12 protein-coding genes are annotated in these 22,162 nt (G+C 38.3%); 7 read left to right on the forward strand and 5 right to left on the reverse strand.

Features of this window, described 5'->3' with window-relative positions:
* The coding region (locus HJP15_RS21305; RefSeq protein WP_170174590.1) for an alpha/beta hydrolase family protein at window positions 1–183 on the forward strand (183 nt) is incomplete at its 5' end.
* Between the two features lie 209 nt (window positions 184–392).
* Here HJP15_RS21305 and HJP15_RS22355 read toward each other — a convergent pair.
* The 3 genes from HJP15_RS22355 to HJP15_RS21320 form a co-directional block, all read right to left on the reverse strand.
* Window positions 393–4,244 carry a two-component regulator propeller domain-containing protein gene (locus tag HJP15_RS22355; RefSeq protein WP_170174591.1) on the reverse strand — a complete coding sequence of 1,284 codons (3,852 nt, stop codon included), beginning with the start codon at window positions 4,242–4,244 and terminating at the stop codon, window positions 393–395.
* A gap of 240 nt (window positions 4,245–4,484) precedes the next feature.
* A complete protein-coding gene (locus tag HJP15_RS21315) occupies window positions 4,485–7,565 on the reverse strand; it encodes an efflux RND transporter permease subunit (RefSeq protein WP_170174592.1) in 3,081 nt (1,026 codons plus the stop codon).
* A complete protein-coding gene (locus HJP15_RS21320; RefSeq protein ID WP_170174593.1) occupies window positions 7,565–8,614 on the reverse strand; it encodes an efflux RND transporter periplasmic adaptor subunit in 1,050 nt (349 codons plus the stop codon). The genes HJP15_RS21315 and HJP15_RS21320 overlap by 1 nt, the downstream gene beginning before the upstream one ends.
* Window positions 8,615–8,781: 167 nt before the next feature.
* Here HJP15_RS21320 and HJP15_RS21325 point away from each other — a divergent pair, with 167 nt between their 5' ends.
* Entirely contained in the window at window positions 8,782–9,387 is a 606-nt protein-coding gene (locus tag HJP15_RS21325) for a TetR/AcrR family transcriptional regulator (protein WP_054205055.1), read from the forward strand.
* Between the two features lie 184 nt (window positions 9,388–9,571).
* Here the strand turns inward: HJP15_RS21325 and HJP15_RS21330 are convergent, their stop codons facing one another.
* Both HJP15_RS21330 and HJP15_RS21335 read right to left on the reverse strand, forming a co-directional pair.
* Window positions 9,572–12,910: a methyl-accepting chemotaxis protein gene (locus tag HJP15_RS21330; RefSeq protein ID WP_170174594.1), complete on the reverse strand. Its 3,339-nt coding sequence runs from the start codon at window positions 12,908–12,910 to the stop codon at window positions 9,572–9,574.
* 136 nt (window positions 12,911–13,046) lie between these two features.
* Window positions 13,047–13,736 carry a VC0807 family protein gene (locus tag HJP15_RS21335; protein ID WP_054205053.1) on the reverse strand — a complete coding sequence of 230 codons (690 nt, stop codon included), beginning with the start codon at window positions 13,734–13,736 and terminating at the stop codon, window positions 13,047–13,049.
* Window positions 13,737–13,945: 209 nt separating this feature from the next.
* Between HJP15_RS21335 and HJP15_RS22245 the strand changes: the two genes are divergently transcribed.
* The 5 genes from HJP15_RS22245 (at window position 13,946) to HJP15_RS21360 (ending at window position 21,987) form a co-directional block, all read left to right on the forward strand.
* Window positions 13,946–16,693 (forward strand): methyl-accepting chemotaxis protein, encoded by a 2,748-nt coding sequence (locus HJP15_RS22245; protein ID WP_170174595.1) that lies wholly within the window; start codon window positions 13,946–13,948, stop codon window positions 16,691–16,693.
* Between the two features lie 640 nt (window positions 16,694–17,333).
* Entirely contained in the window at window positions 17,334–19,358 is a 2,025-nt protein-coding gene (locus HJP15_RS21345; RefSeq protein WP_169327440.1) for a hybrid sensor histidine kinase/response regulator, read from the forward strand.
* Between the two features lie 161 nt (window positions 19,359–19,519).
* The gene (locus tag HJP15_RS21350; RefSeq protein ID WP_054205050.1) at window positions 19,520–19,891 is read left to right on the forward strand and encodes a MerR family transcriptional regulator; all 372 of its coding nucleotides are present in this window, start codon (window positions 19,520–19,522) and stop codon (window positions 19,889–19,891) included.
* 68 nt (window positions 19,892–19,959) lie between these two features.
* Window positions 19,960–20,736 carry an SDR family NAD(P)-dependent oxidoreductase gene (locus HJP15_RS21355; RefSeq protein WP_170174596.1) on the forward strand — a complete coding sequence of 259 codons (777 nt, stop codon included), beginning with the start codon at window positions 19,960–19,962 and terminating at the stop codon, window positions 20,734–20,736.
* A gap of 243 nt (window positions 20,737–20,979) precedes the next feature.
* Window positions 20,980–21,987 (forward strand): RDD family protein, encoded by a 1,008-nt coding sequence (locus HJP15_RS21360; protein ID WP_054205048.1) that lies wholly within the window; start codon window positions 20,980–20,982, stop codon window positions 21,985–21,987.
* The last annotated feature ends 175 nt before the right edge of the window (window positions 21,988–22,162 follow it).

The following is a 22,162-nucleotide window of genomic DNA, read 5'->3' on the forward strand; positions in this document are numbered from 1 at the left end:
ATGTATGCCGCACTAAAAGGGTTAGGTAAAGATGCCCGTTTAGTGATGTTGCCTTATGAAGCGCATGGATATCGTGCTCGTAAGAGTTTGCTGCATGTACTTTGGGAGCAAGAGCAGTGGCTTGATAAATATTTACTGAGTGACGAAGCACCTGTAAAAGCGATGCCTGTCGTAACCGAGTAAAAATGAAAGCTCTTTATATATTTAATGTTGATTGTTTTAGCTAGCCGATAGATTTTTAAAGGCTTTATAATCGGCTCTAACAAGTGTTAGAGTCTGTTTTTTATAAAACTAAATATCAGCATGGGGTTTTGCAAAGTTCATTAGCACAGCAAATACTTGTATAGTCTTATTGCTTAATTGTTCAATTAAATGAATAAGGGAAAGATGTACTACTGACCTTCATGTTCAAGGTTGTGACGTATATTTATTGGTAGACATAATGAAAAAGTAGTGCCAACTCCTATTTCACTTTCGCATTCAATAGTGCCCTGTAAAACCTGATGCATTAAATTAAACGCGATACTTAAACCTAAACCTGTTCCCCCCTGTGATCGGTTTGTTGTATAAAACGGATCAAAAATTTTATCTATTGCATCAGCTGCAATACCCACTCCAGAATCTGCAATGTCAATTAAGCATTGCGTTTGTGTGAACTCAATTTTGAAATGAATTACCTTGTTGCTCACATCATTAAATGCATGTGTTAAGCTGTTGTTTATTATGCAAAACAAAACCTGACTTAAAGCGTTAGGGCAACTAATCAGTTTTCCTTTATTTACAATATTTATATCTACTTGAACTTTTTTTGCTGCAATTGTGCTTGTATGACTTTTGATTATGTCGTAAATAAACTCTTCTATGTTTATTGATTCAGCTATTTCAAAGGAGTTCTCTACGGCAATTTGTTTAAATCTTTGTACTAACTCTGCGGCACGTTCTGCGTTTGTTTTTATTAGTATTAAACTTTGATCCGCGCGCTCAAAATATTGGTTAAAAATACTGCGAGATAAAGTATTCGCCGAAAAGTGCTTTTGCAATTGATGCGTATAATCTTGTAATATACTAGAAGCAGTAATGGTTATTCCAATAGGGGTGTTTACTTCATGCGCAATCCCTGCAACTAATTGTCCTAATTGAGCCATTTTTTCATGCATTATTAGCTGTTCTTGGGTATGTTTTAATTCTTCAATATTATTTTGTAATGTTTGGTGCATTTCCAATAAATGCTGATGAGACTGTGCATTGGACAATGCGATTGTTACATATGACGCTAAGCTTTCTAGTAATGTTAAATCATGTGCATGGTAACTATTGGGCTTAACACTTTGAATACTAATTACACCCAGCATTTTTCCGTTATGTTGCATCGGAACATACATCATTGATAATGCTTTTATTTCTTTGCTACCACTGTGTAGTTGATGATTAGCATTATCTTGTTCAGGGTAATAGTGGTGAAACTGAGTGTCGTAGTCATTTATTAATACAGATTGATTGTGTTCAACGGCATAGACAGCAAGTTGTCCTGGTTCCTCCATTGAACGTTCATAAGCAACGTAACGAACCCCACGCTCAACTGCATAGTTAAATTCTAAACAATTTTTATCATTATTGATAATACCAATTCCAAAACGATCGGCTTGAAAAATTTCATTGATTTGTGCGTATATATCATTGAGTAATTCATCCAAGAGTAATTGGAGTGTGAATTGTTGTCCGATTTGATTAATTACTTGTATTTCGCGTGTACGTTGACTGACAAGCTCTTCAAGCTTTATTGCCTTAGCCTTGACTATACCAATTCTCCAGCGAAAAATGAGCCCCAAAATTATGAGTGAAATACCCACAATTAATAAACGAAACCACAGTGTTTGTATTAACGTCGGTTGTACAGTAAAAGAGAGTACTGAAGGGGAGATCTGTGCTGTATTATTTTTATAATATGCCCGTGTTGTTAGGGTGTAGTCTTGTGGGGAAAGCTTACTTAATTGTACGTAAGGAGCATCGGCATCAATAAGTCGCCATTGAGGCTGATCTGGTAATAATTGGTATTCGTAAACAAGTGACTTGTGAAGTAATTCATTGACCGCTATCTGTATATTAAAACTTGCCTCCTCAGGTTTTAAGATGAAGTTATTTAAGCGAGATAAAGGGGCTGATTCGCCATTGACCTTTAGACGTACTGTATTTAATTTACTCGGAGTAATAGAAAAAGGAAACTTATTTGGGTCGACTATAAGCACGCCCTTTGTACCGCCAAATACCATTAACCCACTGCGCAATTTAGTATACGATCCTAACCAAGCAACCCCAACGTCTACACCGTAGCCATTATTTAGAAGGCGAAACTGCTTTGTCGATAAATCAATAATACTAGTGGCACTCCAAATTCGTTGATCTTTATCAATCAGCATATTAGCACCAGGTGATTGCTTACCGATTGGAAATTCGCCTTTCATCTGATTAAATATTGGTTGTATTTGCTCCAAATCAGTCACTTTGTCAAAACCAGTGCTGGTGGTGAGCCACATATTATTTGCTTGATCAACTACCATCCCTAATACGTAATTATGACTAAGTCCTTGTGATAAGTTATCTGTTTGGAAGTGATCAAGCACAGTTTGATCCGCTCTTTTACGATAAAGGCCATTATGGCTACCGATCCAAAGCGAACTAGCGTTATCTTGAATCATGGACGTAACGGTATCATTCATCTTTTTGCCGTCTAATTTTTTTATCAAAGATTCACAATGACGACTACCTCGTTTTATAATGCATACACCTTTAGCTGTCCCAACGGCTAGAGATTGATCATTGAGCACCAACAGTCGCAAAATAGCGCCTTTCTCTAACCCTGTGAGTTCTAATTGTGAGAAATGACCTTCTTTCAAATGTATTTTTACCAGCCCTGACGATGTTGTTCCCGCCCATAAAGTCCCATCCTTCTGCTCAGCAAGGGATACGACGTTGCTGATTTTTTTACCTGAGAGATCAGAGTTAATTGTTTTTAACCGGCCATTTTTAGGTTCAATAACATCAACACCATTGCCCGTAGTACCGACAAGTATTGTGCCATTTTCTAATTCAAAAATTGTGCGGACATTAGCATAGCTTAAGCCTTTATCATGGAGTAAAGTATAGCGAAGCATTGCAAAATTATTCACGGTATTACTATTCAATATTTGTAGGCCAGCCCCCCAAGTGCCTATTAAAATTGTTCCATTTTTGCTTAAAAATAAAGTGCCAATTTCATCATAAACTAAACTTGTTGCAACTGAAGGATCATGTTTGTAGGTATTTAACCATTGCTTTGTTTCTAGGTTAAATACCCAAATTCCTTCACCGTAAGTTGCAACCCACACTTGGTTGTTATCTAAGGCAATAATAGAGCGTACATAAGCATTACTATTAACGTGTGAATTGTCACTACTCGCTGAAACAGGATCGCTTACACCATCCCAAAACCATAAACCACTTCGACTACCAAGCCAATATGTCCCCGTCGGGTCTTGGTATACTGAACGTATGTCTAAGTTTTTTAACTGAGAAATACTTGAAAAATGAGTATCATTTACACCCTTTACAAACACACCTTTAGTTGAGCATGCCCAAATAGCGCCATCGTTAGTTTCAAAAAAGTGATATGTGATCTCCCCTTGTGTGGGCAAAATATAATGAGTACTTTGTTTTGAATTAAGATCGAGCTTTTCTACACCTAACTCATGGCCTACCCACAATTGGTTATTGCTGTCTATTTTAAGCGTGCGTAAGGTATTGCTCATCAATGCCATGTTTTGGCTTTGAGTACTGATGTGAATGAATTCATTGCTAATAGGATCAAAGCGGGTTAAACCAGAAGTACGGGTTGCTAACCATATGCCCCCGTCTTGATCTTGAGCTATAGCTACTATGTAATCAGCTGCGGGGGAATTTTTATTACCGGGTTGATGTTCAAAACGCGTAAAGCTGACGCCGTCAAAACTCACTAATCCATTTTGGGTGCCAAACCAGAAAATGCCGTTATTAGCCTCAATCCCACTTGTTATAGCGCCATTAACAATCTTTGCGTTGTCATCAATTGTTGTAAATAAAGGTTGTGCGTATTTAAAGTCGGTAAGTTTTGTACCATGTATTGATGGTGCAGCTGTTACAGAGTTATTGAATAAAGTCGCGAGTAAAAAGAAAGAAAAAAATATGCGCCACACAAATGAATAAAATTGATTATGTTTTAAAAAGATCACTCGGAGCACTTTTTTAAATAAGCTATAGCTATATTATTGAACACCCAGCAATAAATGCAAGTAAACAATTTGAGGTTTATGATCATAATAATGAAAATAGCTCACTTTATTATTATGAATAAATTTTTAAGTAGGTGACAATTAGTAGGCTAATAGTCACCTTTTAAAGCGGTGTGTTATTTGCGCCATAGTACGTTACGAACAATAAATGTGCCATAACGTACAGATTTTACTTAGAAGTTAAGGGACTACTTGGCTTTGATGTACTTTTCGCTTAGACAGCAAATAATACGCCACAGGGACAAAATAAAACGATAGCATTGTTGTCAACACCGTTCCACCTGCAATGGCAACGGCAAATGGTGGCCAAAAGCCTCCGCCAGCAAGTATTAACGGTAAAAAACCACCAACGGTGGTGATAGTGGTAGAGCTGATGTGGCGTGAGCAAGTCATTACAGCGGCAACGATTTTGCTCTTGTCAGTAAGTGCTTGAAGCGAGTTGAGCTCTGACAAAATGACAATAGCAGCGTTAATAGCCAATCCCATTAAACCTAATAAACCGATGATTACAGTAAAACCAAACGGGTAGCCGGCAATAAATACACTAAGCAAACCAAGCATAGCTGCTTGCAAGGCGTTGATTAAAATCAATGCGGTGGTCGTAAATGAGTTAAATGACATAACCAGCACGGTGATCAATAACACTACTATAATACCCACTTGCCCGAGTAATTTACCGACCGCCTCATTGCGTTTTTGTGATTCACCACCTAGCTCTAGTCTGTAGCCATGAGGTAACACAAAGCCTGATTGTGCAATTGTTGCGGTTACATCATTCAATACCGTTTGCGGTAATACGCCGGTTGCTAAATAGGCTTCGATAATGTTAACTCGCTCACCATCGCGACGAGCTATAGATCCGCGAGATGGGCTTAATGTTGCACTGGCAAATGATTCAACCAATAGCGGCTGTGTAGTGTTTAATTGAGTGGCGTTGGCTGCTGTATTTAATTGCGTACTAAATAAGGAGCTAATATCGTCTCTGCGGTTATCCGCGACTCTAACGCGGACAGGGACGGTTTCTGTGTTATCAATAATACTACCTACGACCACTCCATTAAACTGGCTTTGCAATTGTGTTGCCATACCGCTGAGGCTCAGTCCTGCATGAGTAAGAGCGGCTTCATCAGTATTTAGCCACAGTTTTGGTGAGCCAGATAAGAGTGTTGGCCGGGTATGAGTTATATCGTTATGGGCGATTAATTGGGTTCGTAACTGTTGCCCGAGATCGGCCAAAGTATCGAGATTAGGTCCGTAAATTCGCATTTCAATTGGCGCATTAAATGGTGGGCCCTGTTCGAGTTTTCTTACCAGTGTTTGCGCATGTGGAAACTCACTGTCTAGCTGATGTTGTAACGCGGTGATCAATTCATTAGCACGCCTAAAATCGGTGACTTTGACCATCGCTTGCGCGTAATTATTTGCGCCGCGGTTACGCTGCATCATGTTGTAATAAAAGCTTGGGAAATTTGTGCCTATCATCCAATCAAGTTTTTCTATTCCTTGTGACTTGCGAATGTGGGCGTCCATTTCTTTGATTGCTTGACGGGTGGATTCAATACTTACTTGCGGGGCAAAGTGCACTTCAATTTGAAACATATCGCGGTCTGAAGGCGGGAAAAATTGCTCGGTGAGTTGCCCTGCACCGAAAAAGCCAGCAACGGGAAATATAAACACTAGCAGCAATGTGAGTTTTGGTTTTGCTAGGCTATATTTTAATGTAGCTGCAAAGCGTTTACTGAGCTTTGGTGTGCGTATACCTTGATAAAATATGCCTGTTCGTTGCTCGTTATTTATAAATTGCCCAGCAAATACCACAACCAATGAGTGGGAAATTATGTACGAACCAATCAACGCAAAAATCACGCTTAGGGCGATGCCGCCAATAAACTCTCCTGAAGCACCGGGCATCAAAGCAATAGGTGCAAACGCTAAAATCGTGGTGAGGGTTGAGCCAAGTAACGGTAGCCAAAAATGTGCCACGGCTTTTTCAACTGCAGCAATAGCATTGAGTCCTTGCTGACGATAGCGCTGTACTGCATCAGTGATCACAATGGCGTTATCAACCATAATCCCCAGCGCAACAACTAAACCGGTGACTGACATTTGGTGGATGGGTAAACCATATAAGTGCATGCTTACCAGGGTGAATAATACCGTGAGCGGTAATGCAGTACCTACAATTAACGCGGCTTTGAAGCCTAAGGTAATAAATAATACAGCTAATATAAGTATAAAACCTACGGCAATATTACCGAGTAAATCACCTAAGCGTTCTTGGGTATAACCACGTTGATCAAAAATGTTTTGTAGTTCAATTTGATTGGGCAGTTCTAGCTCAAATTGTTGTACAACGACATCGATTTTATCTGAAAATTTATCAATACGTAATTTAGGTAACATACGAATGGCGATATATAGGCCTGGTTTACCATCAATTAATGCAATTTCACTGACTGGGGTTTTAATTGTGCGTGATATGTCTGCGATATCAGAGAGTTGATATTGGCTAGCAGTGTGATTACTACTGACGGGAATTGCACCAATACGTGCAACAGAATCAAAAGCACCTGTAACCTCTATTTGCATTTGTGACTTATCATTGGTTAATGTGCCCGCAGCCACTTTTGCATCAGCGCCCTTTATTGCTGCATGAATATGAGCTTGCGAAATACCAGCAAGGCTGGCTTTTTGTTGATCGACAGTAACACGAATTTCTTCTTCGGCTTGGCCAAATATATGTACAAGCTCAACGCCGGAGACGTTACGCAATTGGTTTTGTAACTCTTTAGCGTAGCGATTAAGTGTTGCCATTGTAATAGAGTCGTCGCGTGCATTAACAGATACAATACGGGTGTAAGCGTAACCGCGCTCGTCATCAAGTAGCGGCTGTGCAGCGTTTTCGGGAAGTTGACTGCGAACATCACCGAGTAAATCACGCATCCGTGACCAAACCGGTGGTGCATGGGTTATCTCATCTTTTAATTCGACGGTAATGACCGACAATCCTGGGCGAGAAATAGACGATACATGTTTTACTTCGGCTTGTGATTTAAGTCGTTGTTCGATTTTTTCACTGACTTGAACTTCCACACGCTCGGCACTGGCACCGGGTAATGCTGTGGTAACAATAGCTAAACGATTCGATATACGCGGATCCTCAGTACGCGGTAGGCCATTAATTGCGGCTAAACCACTAACAATAAGCAACGCAACCAGTAACGCCTGAAAGCGGCCATGGTTAAATAAATACTGGATCATCACAACACCTTAGTCGGTTTATTTTCAACAATATTAACTAAAATATTGGCTGATAACTTATGCATGCCATTGGCTACAATTTGATCGCCATCTTGCAGTGGCGCACCAATAAATGCGTAACCATCATGAGCATAGTAAAGTTGAACTATGATAGGTTTTAAAATGTTGTCTGTAATTTGGTAAACTTGCCAAGTACCACGAATACCATCTGCAAGGGCATCTAGTGGCACCCAAAAACCGGTTTGTTGTTGATATTGATGCAGTGCTAATTTTGCTAACTGACCGGAGTAAACCACTGCGTGGTTAGGTAATGAAAAGCGCATGGTTAAGGTTTGCGTTCGTGAGTCGATACTCGCACCTTTACTGAGTGATTGTGCTGCAAAGGTTTGCCCTGCTATTTCAATATCCATGCTATTTTTAATGGTACTTTTTAATGTGAGTGGAATACCTATGCTTACTTGCGCGTGTTGGTTTTCGATTAAACGAACAATGGGTGTAGCTGCTGCGACAATCTCGCCTTGTGATGCAAAGCGTTGGCCTAAAATACCATTAAAGGGAGCTGTTAAATGCGCTTTTTGAGTGCGAATACTTACTTCATTTAAACTTGCTTCTATTCCTGTGAGTTCGGCATTAAGTACTGCGATATTCGTTTTAACTTGATCAAGGGCGGAGGTGGCCGAGTAATTTTTTTTATCAAGCTCTATTAAACGGTTTTTTTCCAGTTTAGCTAATGTAAGCTGTGCTTGAGTTCGTTGTTTTTGGGCGTGTAGTTTTTGTTTTTCAATGGCTAAAAGCTGTGTATCTTGACGTGCAATGACCTCACCTTGTTTAATTGTGTGCCCTTGGTCAAAATATATTTGTTCAATCTTACCCGGAAATTCAAAGCTCAATTTGGCGTCATGTTGTTTAATAACTTGACCGCTGAGCATGCGCGTTTGATTATAGCCAGCTTGTTTTTTTACCGTGTAAGCTGCCACATGGACAAGGTTTTGAGCGTTATTTAAAAAGGGGGCAAGTAAAATTATTGCTCCAAACAGGTGTTTTTTCATCGGTATATCCATATTGTAGTCACGCTAAATGAGCCTGTATTACATACGTATTAAACGTGCAGCACTTTGCTACACACGCAGAATGATTTAGAATTGGACTAATGAGTCTAATTTTGAATAAATATAAACCAATCAAACTAGACTGTCTAGTTTGATTTGAGGTGATAATGGAAATAACGACCCTGAGCCGTTCAGAACAAAAACGACAGCAGATTATTAAAGCTGCAACCACATTATTTATGGATAAAGGCTTTCCTAATACCAGCATGGATCAAATTGCTAAATTGGCTGAGGTTTCTAAACAAACTGTTTATAGCCACTTTAAAGATAAAAATAACTTGTTTGTTGAAACAATAACGGCACATTGTTCATCGTCTAATTTACGAAAAGAACAATTTGATGTCGGACAAAGTGTTGAATCGAATCTTTTACGAGTAGTGACTAATTTTATTGCTTTAGTCTTTTCGCCAGAAGCGCTGAGAGTGTACGACACATGTGTTGCACATAAAGATGAATACCCAGAGTTAGGTGTGTTCTTCTATGAAGCAGCACCAAAAATGGTGCTACAGCAAGTTGAAACCTGCTTGCAGTGTATGGCGCAAGAGGGCTTGCTCAATATTGAAAATTCAACATTTGCTACTTTACAGTTATTAGGCATGACACAAGGGGATTGGAAAATGCGCCATGCTTTAGGCCAGGCTAAAGAAGGAGAGTTACCACCTGATACGTATATTCAAGACTGCGTATCACGTTTTATTAAAGCATATAGTTAGATGTCTGAAGCAAGTATCCTAATAACACCTTACTTTAAAAGAGAGGTGTTATTAGGGGGAGCTTTTTAGGGTTGTATTACAAACTCCGTGCCGCGATTAAATAGCCCAAAGATTGCGAATATCAATTTTAAAAGCTCAATGGGCTCTGTTGCATAATTATACTCAAAGCCTTTAAATGGTTCGTTTAAGTTCTGAAAAAATCAACTGTTTCATTCATTCCTCTTGCTTGTTCTGCCATTGATTCACCGGCAGCGGCAGCCTCCTCGACAAGTGCTGCGTTTTGTTGCGTCATTTCATCCATTTGAGTAACGGCTGAGTTTATTTGTCGTATACCATCAGATTGATGTCTCGCTGATTCTGCAAGCTCTTGCATCATATCGCGGACTTTAGCATTGGATTCGACTATTTCGCGTAATGTATCACCCGAACGATTGACCAGCTCGGTGCCTTCGGCAACTTTGACCTGACTATCACGAATGAGATCTTTAATACCTTTTGCTGCACTAGATGAACGTTGTGCTAAGTTTCTTACCTCACCAGCGACGACTGCAAACCCTCGACCTTGTTCACCCGCTCTTGCGGCTTCTACGGCGGCATTCAATGCTAGTAAGTTTGTTTGAAAGGCTATTTCGTCAATCACAGAAATAATCTCGGCAATTTTTTTACTTGAGTCGTTTATTTCGCGCATCGCACTAACTGCTTGGCTAACAATATTGCCCCCTGATTCCGCTCGTTCTTTTGCTTCTTGGGCGAGATCGTTAGCCTCTTCTGAACGGACCGCACTTTGTTGCACTATTTCAGTTATTTCGTCCATGCTTGCAGAAGTTTGTTCCAAACTGCTTGCTTGCTCTTCAGTACGTTGACTTAAATCAGCATTACCTTGAGCTATCTCGTTAGCACCTTGAGAAATACTGTTAGCAGCAGAGCGGATACCAAAAATAATTTCGGTTAATTTATCTGCAGTTGCATTGGTATCTTCTTTTAATTGACCAAACGTACCAGCGTACTCATTGGTTATACGTTTTGATAAATCCCCTTGTGCCATTGCACCAAGCATTAAGGTTACATCGTTAACAGAAACTTCTACGGTCTCTACGAGTAAGTTTAATCCGGTACTCAGTTTTTCAAAAAATCCTGATTTACCCTGAATATCTATTTTTTTACTTAAATCGCCGTGCGATGCAGCATGAACTATTGTGTCTATCTCTTTTTCTATATTTACTTCAGCAGTCCTATCAACCCACTCAAGGACGGTGCCAATGCGATGATTATCAACAAAAATAGGATTTGCCGTGAGTGCAAAGACACTGTTACCTATATGCTCTGTGCTACGGTATGTACTTGTTAGTGCCTCAAAGGTGTGTTTTTGTTGCTCTGGTTCAAGATAAAACTGTTCAATACTTAAGGTAAAGAGGTTTTGTGCATCAAAATTGTTTATGTGAGTTTTAAGATCTGCTTCAACATTATTGAACATTGTTTTTAATTCGTTATTGGCATAGATAATATTCAGATCAGGATCTGCGATCATGACATTACCAGATACACTATCAAGGGCGTATTTAACCCGTGCATTTTCAGATGCGATACGTGTTTTTTCTTGTTCTTGTGCAAGCCATTGTGTTTTATCTTCCCACTCAATAACTGTACCTACGCGTTCATCATTAACATTTACAGGGCTCGCCACAATACTAAAAGTATGACCCGCAATAATAAGCTCTGTTTTAATACTACTTTGTTGATCATCAAACTGGTTTAGTAAATCACTGAAGTGCGAAAAGTGAGTATCGAGTTTTGCGCCTAAAACTGCCTGTACAGTGAAGTCTGAAACCACAGATTGGATTGCATTTTCAGCCTCTGCAAACATGGTTTTTATAGCGTCATTTAGATAAATCACATTGTATGATTTGTCGGTGATCATTACTCGGCCGGATGAGCCATCTAAGGCATATTTTACACGGGCATTTTCAGATGCTATACGTGTTTTTTCTTGTTCTTGTGTGAGCCAATCTGTTTTATCTTCCCATTCAAAAACGGTCCCAACACGCTGGTTATCAACGATCACAGGGCTTGCAACCAAAATAAAAGTACGGCTACCGATAACAAATTGGCCATTAAAAACATTGGTTAAGTGATTGATATCGTTTTGTATAGTTTTAAAATAATCAAACTGGGTCGCCAGTGGAGTATTGATGATTTGCTTTGCATTAAAGCCAGGTGACTCTGTGCGGATGTCTTTCTCGATATTACTAAACATCGTATTTATGGCATCATTCATATAAATGACATTATGATCTTTATCAGTAATCATCACGCTTGAACTGGCGTTATCGAGCGCATTTTTAATGCGCGCATTAACCTGTGCAATACGACGTTCTTGCATTTCTTTGTCACGACCGATCTTTAAGTTATCTCGCATTGATAACATTGATTTGAACACTCCCTCGGGTTTGTGTTCGTCGTATTCTTGGTCTAGATCACCTTTAGCAATAGCCAGTGCAATGTGCTCAAGCTCAGTAGGATCTTTGCCAAGTTGCTTCATAACGACTTTCGTTAAGAAAAACACAATAACAGCACTGAGCGCTAAAGCGGCACTAAAGAAGATTACAATTTGATTGATTGCATTTTCGTTTTTAGTTTTTAACTGTGGGCCAAGTTGATCTTGGTCACGCTTAACTGAGAGCTTTAGATCATCAACCAAGCTTGCAAATTTAGGCCCTATCACATCAAGGGTATTGGTTACTTTATCGTTTCTATCATTAATAATATTAACGGTTTGCTCAAAAGCATCTAAATAGCTATTTCGATTATCATTTACTTTATTGATCAAGGATTGGCTATTGCCAGCAGCAGAGGCCGTTTGAAGTTGTGCAATTTGAGTATCGAATGCTGAAAATTCTTGGCGTACACGTTGCGCAGCGCTTTCTTCATTGCTTTCTAGAAATTTAATAACGTAAAGTCTACCAAGTAACAAGTTGCGCATTGCCAGCCCAGCTAAATGTGCGACTTGAATATTGTTACTATTTGAAGCGCTTAACATTAAATCGGTGAGATCTTTCTCCATTTGTGGGCCGAGGGTATTGAGTTGTTCATTAACCAATATGTTTCGTTCAACTCTGTATTGTTTAATTACGTCAAAAGTTGCGTTGTAGGTATTTATTTCTAAGCTCAACTCTGAAACCATTTCAGCTCTTTGGGGGTTATTAATTTCGGTTTTGGCCTTTTTGAGTAGGGCATCAACATCATTAAAATATTGTGTGTATTGTTCAATATCTTTGTTACTGCCGGTGAGCAAAAAATCTTTTACGTTCATACGCACCATAAGCATATTTGATTGTAAAATTCCGGCAAGATTACTATCTCGTGCTAGTTCGCGATAATCTTTAAAACCATCAGAGGCGGACTTTAATGCGAAAAAGGAGGTTAAACCGATAATGGCAAGAATGATCATCACTGCAGAAAAAGCACCGATCAATTTGGCACGTAACGAGGTTAATAGATTAAATGAGGAGCGTGTTGAGGCCATACTATTCCCTTATACCCTGTAGTTAAGTTAGCTAAAAAACTAATGTCACACAGAGTATAGGCAATAAAATGAAATAGTATGAAGAAAAAGGAACATCAAATAAACCCACCATTTAATATCAGTGGGTCATAATGTATTAGGGCAAGATAAATTCATCAATTGATTGTTTTGTTAATTTACCAATTTGCATAAATGTAAAAATAATCGCGCCAATAAGCATAACCATAGTTGGCAGTACAATGACGGGGTAGCTCAACCATGTCATACGGCCTAGTTCTTCTGCGTAAGCGGTAGTGCCAGCGGGGCTCACTACAATCGCTTTTGCTAAAAAGTAGTTTAACGTTGCTGATAGAAAGAACGCACACGCTACAATGAATCCAGCCAAGCGCATTTTAGCATTGAACACAGCCGTATTATTATGTTGCTCTAATACACTTGCCAATTTTTCTGTATCAAGAATATCTGGGTTGATCAAAAGTTTACGTATTAAAGGGTAAGGAGTGTATTGGCTGATCAGTACAATCACGCCAATAATAGCCGGCACCATTGCTTCTTTAATCGCAATATAAGATGGATCTAACTTCAATAAGCTGATGCCGCCCGTTAGTAATACGCTAATGATGCCCAATACTGAGAAAAAGTTAACTTTTCCAGATTGCTTAAGCTCCCATAAACCAAATAGTATTGGAAATGCCAGTGCGACCACGACAGCCCACACTGGACCGAGCGTGTCAGCAGTGCTAAAGCGACTTAAAATAATCGCAGGTAAAATAATATTAAAAATGATATTGCTAAAAAAATTATTTTTTTTTGTTTTTGTGGTCATTTAGGTACTTGTCCTTAACATCAATTGAGCAAAGTATACCAACTATCTCTTTACTGCGTCACTACTCGCGGTGAGGTATCTATAAAATTAGTATCTTCAGTACCAGTACCAGTATCAGTATCAGAATTAAATAAATAGTTGTTAAAGCTTATTTTCTTACTACATTTTAACTGTGTAATGAAAAAGTAATAAACATGGAATACGTTATTATGAACAGTATTAAATCAAAGCTTATGTTGACTGTCATTGGGGCATTTATTGCAATTGTGTTTGGTGCTCTATTTGCATTGTCAGTTGTAAAGGGGGTGGCTAAGGATTTAGATGATTTAATAAATCAAGAGTTACAGTCACGCCAGCAAGTTAGCCAAGTATTGATCGAGTTTAAATCGCAAGTTCAAGAGTGGAAAAATATCCTCATTCGTGGCTTTGATGAACCTCAATATGACAAATACCTGACGCGATTTAAAGCGCGAGAAAAAGACATCGTACGTTTAACCGATAGTTTGATAAACACATCTCACTTACCTGCAGCGATGATTAAACAGTTACAAACGTTTAAAAGCGAGCATGCCAAACTAGGTAAGCAATATATGATAGGGCTTGAGCAATTTCAACAAGCTGATTTTAATACGCACGCAGGTGATAGAGCAGTAAAAGGGATTGATAGGGCATCGGCCATGCTGCTAGAGGAGCTAAACAATAGTATTGATGAGTTAGTGAGTGAAAAAACTGAACAGCTCATTATTAAAAAAGAAAAATTTATTACGCAAAGTACAATCGCTTTAATCGTTTTGGCATTTTTTATTATCGTTATTATGACTATTTACGTGCAAAAATTGATTATTAGTCCAATTTTAAGTGCTTCACATATTGCTGAACAAATTGCAAAAGGCAATTTTTCAAATACTATTTTGGTTAGTAGTCATGACGAAATAGGTAAATTACTTATTAATTTAAATACGATGCAGTCAAATCTTGATGACATGCAATGTGATTTAAAGCTAAAAGTTGAACAACAACGAGAGCAGGCTCAAGAAAATGGTCGTATAAAGCAAGCATTGGATAACGCCACGTCACCTGTCATGCTAGCAACTAAAAGTGGTCAAATAATATATGCTAACCAACAATGCCACGCGTTATTTACAACATACGAAGACATCATAGGATATAAAGACGTATTAGAAGTGGCAACGATTGATAAGCTATTTATTAACCAAACGCAACTTTCCACATTACAACAAGCGCACTCTGAGCAAGTGTGCTGCGAGGTTACATTTGCTCATATTGTATTTAATATTATCGCTAACCCTGTGATTGATGAAAGTGGTAAAACATCAGGCATAGTTTATGAATTAACAGATTTAACTCAGCAACGACAAGCTGAGTCACACATAGACAGTATCATTAAAGCTGCGGTAGCAGGAAAGCTTGGATCTCGCTTAAGTACAGTTGGTTACACGGGGTTTATGTTGACGCTTGCTGATGGTATTAATCAGATGTTAGATGCAATTGTTAGCCCCATTCATCAAACCCGTGATTATCTAAATCAGATAGCAAAAGGGGATATACCAACCGTAATAACCGGACAATATAATGGCGAATTTTTAGAAATAAAACAGAGTCTTGAGACATCAACCAAAGCAATCATACAGTTAATAGACGATACAAATATGCTGGTGGCGGCTGCATCACACGGGCAGCTTTCAAAGCGCGCCGAAGAAACGCATCACCAAGGTGATTTTAAAAAAATAATACATGGTTTTAACTCAACACTGGATTCAATTATTGAACCTGTACAGTTAACAACAAAGTACCTTGATAGTATTTCAATTGGAGTGCTACCCACTGATTTAAGTACTAATTATCGAGGGGATTTTTTACAAATAAAACACAGCCTTGCAACGAGTATTGAAGCTATACACAATATGGTGCAAGACAGTACACAATTAGCAAATGCTGCAAGTTTAGGTGATATAGACTGTAGAGCTGAAGAAAGTAAGCACTCAGGAGAGTTTCTCGTTATTGTCAAAGGTATTAATAGAACACTCGATGCAATATCAGCCCCATTAAACGAATGTATAGCGGTTATGCACGCTGTTTCTGAAGGTAATTTAACAAAGCAAGTGCAAGGTAATTATGAGGGACAATTTGAGCTGCTTAAGCAATCAGTAAATATCAGTGTAAGTAACTTATCTCAAATGGTCTCTTTAATAACGGCAACCGCAGATACAATTACAAACTCTTCGCATAATATTCGTTCAGGTATGAGTGATTTAAATATTCGTACAGAATCTCAAGCTGCTTCCATCGAAGAAACAACCTCTTCTATGAGTGAGATCACAGAAACAGTACAAATTAATACTCAAAATGCACATAAAGCAAATGAGCTCGCCGTTTTAACTGATAGTCAAGCCCAACAAGGCGGAAAACTTGTCACCAGTACCGTCGATGCGATGCAAGAAATAAGTAAAAGCTCTGCTGAGATATCAAATATTATCGAGGTGATCAACGAAATTGCTTTTCAAACAAATTTATTAGCACTTAACGCCGCTGTTGAAGCTGCACGTGCAGGGGAGAAAGGGCGCGGCTTTGCTGTTGTAGCTGCTGAGGTAAGGCATTTAGCACAGCGAAGTGCGGACGCATCCAAAAATATAGCCATTCTTTTAAATGATAGTTCAGATAAAGTAAGACATGGCATGGAGTTAGCGTCACAATCAGGAAAAACATTAGTCAGTATTGTTGCCAGTATTAAAGATTTAGCTACTTTGATGCATGATATTGCGACAGCAAGTAGTGAGCAATCAAGTGGGATTGCTCAAATTAACAGTGCAGTAAAACAAATGGATAGCATAATACAAATGAACAGCGGGTTAGTTGATAACGCTAATGCGTCAAGTAACAGCTTGTCTCAAGATGCTGAAGAATTGAAGAAACTTATGTATCAATTTACGGTTTAATCGTCGCTTAGTGTCGTGATATGTGAGAGTTTTAACGCACGGATCACAACGTTTTTATTTGGCTTATTTTAGTATGATTCAATACAATCAGGCAGCTATAACACTATGCTTCCACTTGGACGACGATCCACTTATCAATATAAAGCTATGAATAGAATGCTTTTTAGGCAAAATGAACTTTAAAAAGGTAAAACTTAATGTATGTTGCGCTATTATTAAAAAATAACTAGATTTGATGTAGACTTAGAGAACATTAAAATTTAATAATTCTTTATTTGGCGCTATTAGGGCGTGTTGACCTTTCGTGATTGATTTTGCAGCAGTATGTTTGGTATTTAGGCAAGGCAGCGCCTATGCAGTGTGGTTGTTCCCCATAAATAGGCGATAACGCAGTATAAATGTCAAACATGCGCTGCCCAAAGGGTTCTTCCTAGGGGCGATTGACTCTTTGTTGCTCGGTTTTTACTTAGCCCGCTAGGTTACAAACCTCGCGCCGCGATTAAATCGCCCCTAGATTGAACAAATTTCAATCCACAAAGGTCAACACGCCCTAAAGGAATAAATAACTTTACGTTTTAATAGTCAATACATATTGGTGTGTGAGTAACCTTGAAGAAAATTAAAAATAAGGAATTTTCGATTGAATTTTCTTAGACGTTTCCATGATATCGTATCTGATCAGAGTAAAAACTTTGATGAAAAAATACATAAGTTACTTATATTTGGGTTAGATGTTTTTAACTTAGATATTGCGATTATTAGTGAAATTGAGAATAGCACGTATAAAGTGCTGTATGTGATCACACCCGATGACTCTTTAACACCAGAGACTGTTTTTGATCTAGATGGCACTTATTGCGTACATACATTAACAGCTGATGCGGCGCTTACCTTCCACAAAGCTTCAACAAGCAGCATTGCAAATCATCCCTGTTATTTAAACTTTCAACTTGAATCGTATATTGGTGCGCCAATTAAAGTTGGCGCTAAAGTATTTGGTACTGTCAACTTTTCTTCTCCTAATGCTTCAATGCCTTTTACTCAAGAAGCGCATGACTATGTTGAGTTATTTGCGCAATGGCTTGGCTGCGAATTTGCACGAAAGATAGCCAATGAACAGTTATTAAAAAACAATAACACACTGTTGAAACTAGAGAATGTGGCAAATATTGGTTCTTGGGAAGTTGATTTAGTTAAAGACAAAATTATCTGGAGTGAACAAACTCGCCGTATTCATGAGGTGCCTGATTTATATGTACCAGAGTTAGACTCCGCGATAGCGTTTTTTAAAGTGGGTAACAGCCGTGAAAGCATTAGCCAAGCTGTGGAGTCCGCAATTGAAAATGGTGATAAATGGCATCTGGAGCTAGAACTAACTACAGCAAATAATAAGGAGATATGGGTTTCAACATTTGGAGAGGCTGAATTTACAAATGGTTGTTGTATAAGGTTGTTCGGCACCTTACAAGATATTACCGAATCAGTCATGCTTCGCGAAGAGCTAAAGAATAAAAAAGCCGAAGCTGAGCGAATGTTAGAAGACAGAAGTATGCTACTTGCAAAAATAAGCCACGAATTGAGAACGCCACTTAATGGCATTACAGGCATGCTTACAACGCTTTTAGATGAGCATCGTGAAGAGAAAAGAGTTGAAAAGCTCAAAGTAGCACTGAGAAGCGCCGATATATTACTCAGTATAATTAATGAGGTTCTTGATTTTTCAAAAATAAATCATGGAGAGCTGAAGCTTGAACCAAACCATTTTTTATTAAAAACGATATTTGTAGATCTTGGGTCGTTGTACATTCCTTTATTTAAAGATAATAAAGTCAATTTTCAAACATGCATAACAATTCCTGATGATTGCTGGGCTTATTGTGACAATGCGAGACTAAGCCAAATTGTTTCAAACTTATTAAGTAATTCTTTAAAATTTACTGAAAAAGGCGAAGTGAAATTTAGTGCTGATGTTAGCGACCTAGATGATAAGTATGCATTGCATATAGAGATAAGTGATACTGGTAGAGGGATGACAAAACCTTTTCTGGATTCGTTATTTTCACCTTTTACTCAAGAAGTTGATGCAAAAAGAAGTAAAGGCGGTACGGGATTAGGATTAGCAATTGTTAAAGAACTCATTGATTACATGAATGGGACTATCAGTGTAAATAGCGAATTTAATAGTGGCACTACGTTTATTATTGATATTCCACTTGCTGTCGGAGAAGCCCAAATTGAGATTAATCAACGTTTGAATGTTGATATAGACGCTACCAATCTATCCGTCTTGGTTGTTGATGATAACCAAATAAACAGGTTTGTACTCGATGCATCTTTGGAAAAATTAGCTATTAAGGCTGATTTTGCGGTGGACGGGGAAGATGCAATTTTAAAATGCAAGCAAAGGAAATATGATCTTATTTTTATGGATTGTGTGATGCCACAGCTTGATGGTTTAGAAGCCACTAAAATTTTGCGCGCTGACAATATTTGTAACCACGAAAGTACCTTAATTGTGGCTTTGACAGCAAATACGTCGTCAACAGATAAAGTCGCTTGTAAAGAAGCAGGTATGGATATGTTTATCTCAAAACCATTTAAATTGCACTCTATTGAAGATGCTGTTGTGACCGCTATAGCAAGCAAAGCTAAATTAATTGCCTAGGGCGTGTTGACCTTTGTGGATTGAAGTTCGTTCAATCTAGGAGCGATTAAACCGCCTGTAGATTGAAAAATGTTAATACTGAAAGGTGATTAGGTCTTAACGCATTGGTTTATATAGAAAGAAAAATACAATACCACCACACGTAAAATTGAGAACATAATATGTTTATAGGGAAATTATCAGAAAAATCAGGTGTTAGCGTTAAAACAATTCGTTTTTATGAAGAAATAGCACTCATAAAACGCCCACAAAGAAGCGGTAAATACCGTGTTTATGATGATAGCTACATTGAAATATTAACGATGATTAAGTTGGCTAAAACCTACGGCTTTACTTTAAAAGAGTTAACGGCGCTCGCCACAGAAAAAGCACAGCATGGGCTTATTCCTATTGATCTTTTACGAAATGAAATCGATAAAAAACGAGAGATCCATATTAAGCATATCCAAGAAATTGAGTTAAAACTGGTTGGTTTGACTGACTTGGAAGCTCGCGTAGCCCGTTATAACCAATGTTTATTAGAGGACTCTTAAAAAGCCGTTGACTCTCCCCTATAGAGGAGACTTTAGAATTTCACCTTAATCAAAAAAGGTGAATGAATATGAAAATAGCTTTTGTAAGTGGTGCCACCTCAGGAATCGGTTTGGCTTTCGCTAAAGAACTATCAGCTCTGGGATATAGTCTTATTTTACATGGCAGAAGTGCAGATAAATTAACGTCAATAGCGCGCATATTACCGAGTGTACGCTTAACACTTGTTGCTGATCTTGCTAATGACAATGATGTAAAAGCAATGCTTGAGGAGCTAGAAAAACAAAAACTTGTCATTGATATAGCGATTAATAATGCAGGCTTTGGCTTATATGGTAAACACTTAGCGCTTAAAGTGAGTGATATTAACGCCATGATAGCTGTAAATATATCTGCGTTAACAACCCTTACACACTATTTTGCCGAACATATGACGCAACATGGCCGTGGACATATACTCAATGTTGCGTCCACGGGAGCTTATCAGCCACAGGCTTATATGGCAGCGTATTGTGCAACAAAAGCGTATGTAGCCAGTTTTAGTGAAGCAATAGCGCTGGAAGTACGTGCTGATAATGTCACTGTTACGTGTTTATCTCCAGGGAGGACTGATACTAACTTTTTTGTTTTTGATGGCGCAGACACTTCAAAAAATAATAAAGGCACATTTAGCGCTAAGCATCGAATTAGCGCAAATAAAGTAGCGAAGCTGGGATTAAAGGCATTATTTAAAGGTAAAATCAGGGAAATTCCATTATTTGAAAATAAATTCTATGTATTCCTCAACCGAATACTCCCAAGGAGTGTTGTGCTAAAAATATATGAGAATGCGATGAAAAGTATTTAGCGGGATATTGTCCTTAGGCTGATAAGTTTAAGGACGATCACTTTTTAAGCTGTGTGTAATAAATTGGTTTTTTTGTTTTTAAGCTCAACGCAGTTAAATTAAAGGATGTTGTTAGATTGCACTTCGAGATGTAAATAAACAAGTCTCTTTTTACTTATTGAACGTGGTAAAATTATTATAAATGTGAAGTGCATTAATGTGCGGCGCTTTAGCTGTAATAAAAATAATAAAAGGCGACAGCTTATGAAAGCAAAAGAAATAGTTGAATTAGAATTATCAAGTACCGAAACGAGGGAGATCGTAACACCGTTTGCGTTTAAAATTGATCAGGCATTGCTGGGTTTACCTTTGGCAAGCCCTACGCGTAGAGCTGTGGCAATAATTATTGATGTGGCGCTTATATTCTTAGCGGCTAAACTCAGCGCTGCATTAATTGCATTTGTTGCTGCAATGGCTTTTTATAAAGGAACTGCAGGAAAATATCTACCGAATATGTCTTCATTTTGGCGCAGAGTATTAAAGATACTCGCAGCAAGCGCATTGTTTACTTGTTCATTGGTATTGCTCTCGGAGGGGATTGACTACGTTGAAGGAGATAGAGTTGTTAATAAGGTGAATAAAGATCAAGACATAGTTTTAAAGTCAGGTGAAAAACAACAAGTTTTGAATTATTTAGAGCAGACCGAAAATGAAAAAAATTGTGATTTTTTGTGTCAACAAAGCGCACTTGAGCAATTAATAGCAGATGTTCCTAAATTACAAGAAATCGCAGAGCAAGAGTACACTGTTATTACGCGAGTTGTATTATGGGCTATGGTTGAAAGACCTGCTAAAGAGCTCGATAAAGAAATTAAAACACCGCCTGTACTGACTTCGCAAAAAACTCAGTCATCAACAAGTATTTTGCAATGGGGTAAAGGAATAATTGAAGATTTAGGATTAGGTTTTGGGTGGGCGGCTGTTTATTTTACGTTATTTTCCTTGTTATGGAGAGGGCAAACCCCCGGTAAAAAGCTGTGTAATATTCGAGTTGTCGCACTTAATGGAGACTACCTAAGTTTATGGGATTCATTTGGCCGTTATGGCGGATATGGAGCTGGTTTTGCAACTGGGCTTTTGGGCTTTTTACAAATTTTTTGGGATCCAAACAGGCAAGCCATTCAAGATAAAATATCTGCAACAGTAGTTATTAGAGGTGACTTAAATCAACAAGTTAATGTTGAAACGATAACTAAAATAGTCAGTGATTAATATATATACCTCAACAAGCACTCACCTTGGGAGTATTTGAGTAGGGTTTGTTGTGGTCAACTAATTCCGGACAGTGAATTAAGTTTTTCTTCGGCTACTCCAGGGGCAACCATTTGGTTGTGGCTATGCGGCCTGCGCCAGTTATAGTAATTCATCAAATAATAGCTAATATCTT

This window comes from Pseudoalteromonas sp. NEC-BIFX-2020_002, assembly GCF_013002825.1.
In the GTDB taxonomy this organism is placed as follows: domain Bacteria; phylum Pseudomonadota; class Gammaproteobacteria; order Enterobacterales; family Alteromonadaceae; genus Pseudoalteromonas; species Pseudoalteromonas neustonica.

What these genes read in the sequence shown, in the direction of transcription:
- HJP15_RS21315 (WP_170174592.1), bottom strand. Translation starts at nt 7,565, where the DNA reads ATGATCCAGTATTTATTTAACCATGGCCGCTTTCAGGCGTTACTGGTT.
- HJP15_RS21320 (WP_170174593.1), bottom strand. Translation starts at nt 8,614, where the DNA reads ATGAAAAAACACCTGTTTGGAGCAATAATTTTACTTGCCCCCTTTTTA.
- HJP15_RS21325 (WP_054205055.1), top strand. Translation starts at nt 8,782, where the DNA reads ATGGAAATAACGACCCTGAGCCGTTCAGAACAAAAACGACAGCAGATT.
- HJP15_RS21330 (WP_170174594.1), bottom strand. Translation starts at nt 12,910, where the DNA reads ATGGCCTCAACACGCTCCTCATTTAATCTATTAACCTCGTTACGTGCC.
- HJP15_RS21335 (WP_054205053.1), bottom strand. Translation starts at nt 13,736, where the DNA reads ATGACCACAAAAACAAAAAAAAATAATTTTTTTAGCAATATCATTTTT.
- HJP15_RS22245 (WP_170174595.1), top strand. Translation starts at nt 13,946, where the DNA reads ATGAACAGTATTAAATCAAAGCTTATGTTGACTGTCATTGGGGCATTT.
- HJP15_RS21350 (WP_054205050.1), top strand. Translation starts at nt 19,520, where the DNA reads ATGTTTATAGGGAAATTATCAGAAAAATCAGGTGTTAGCGTTAAAACA.
- HJP15_RS21355 (WP_170174596.1), top strand. Translation starts at nt 19,960, where the DNA reads ATGAAAATAGCTTTTGTAAGTGGTGCCACCTCAGGAATCGGTTTGGCT.
- HJP15_RS21360 (WP_054205048.1), top strand. Translation starts at nt 20,980, where the DNA reads ATGAAAGCAAAAGAAATAGTTGAATTAGAATTATCAAGTACCGAAACG.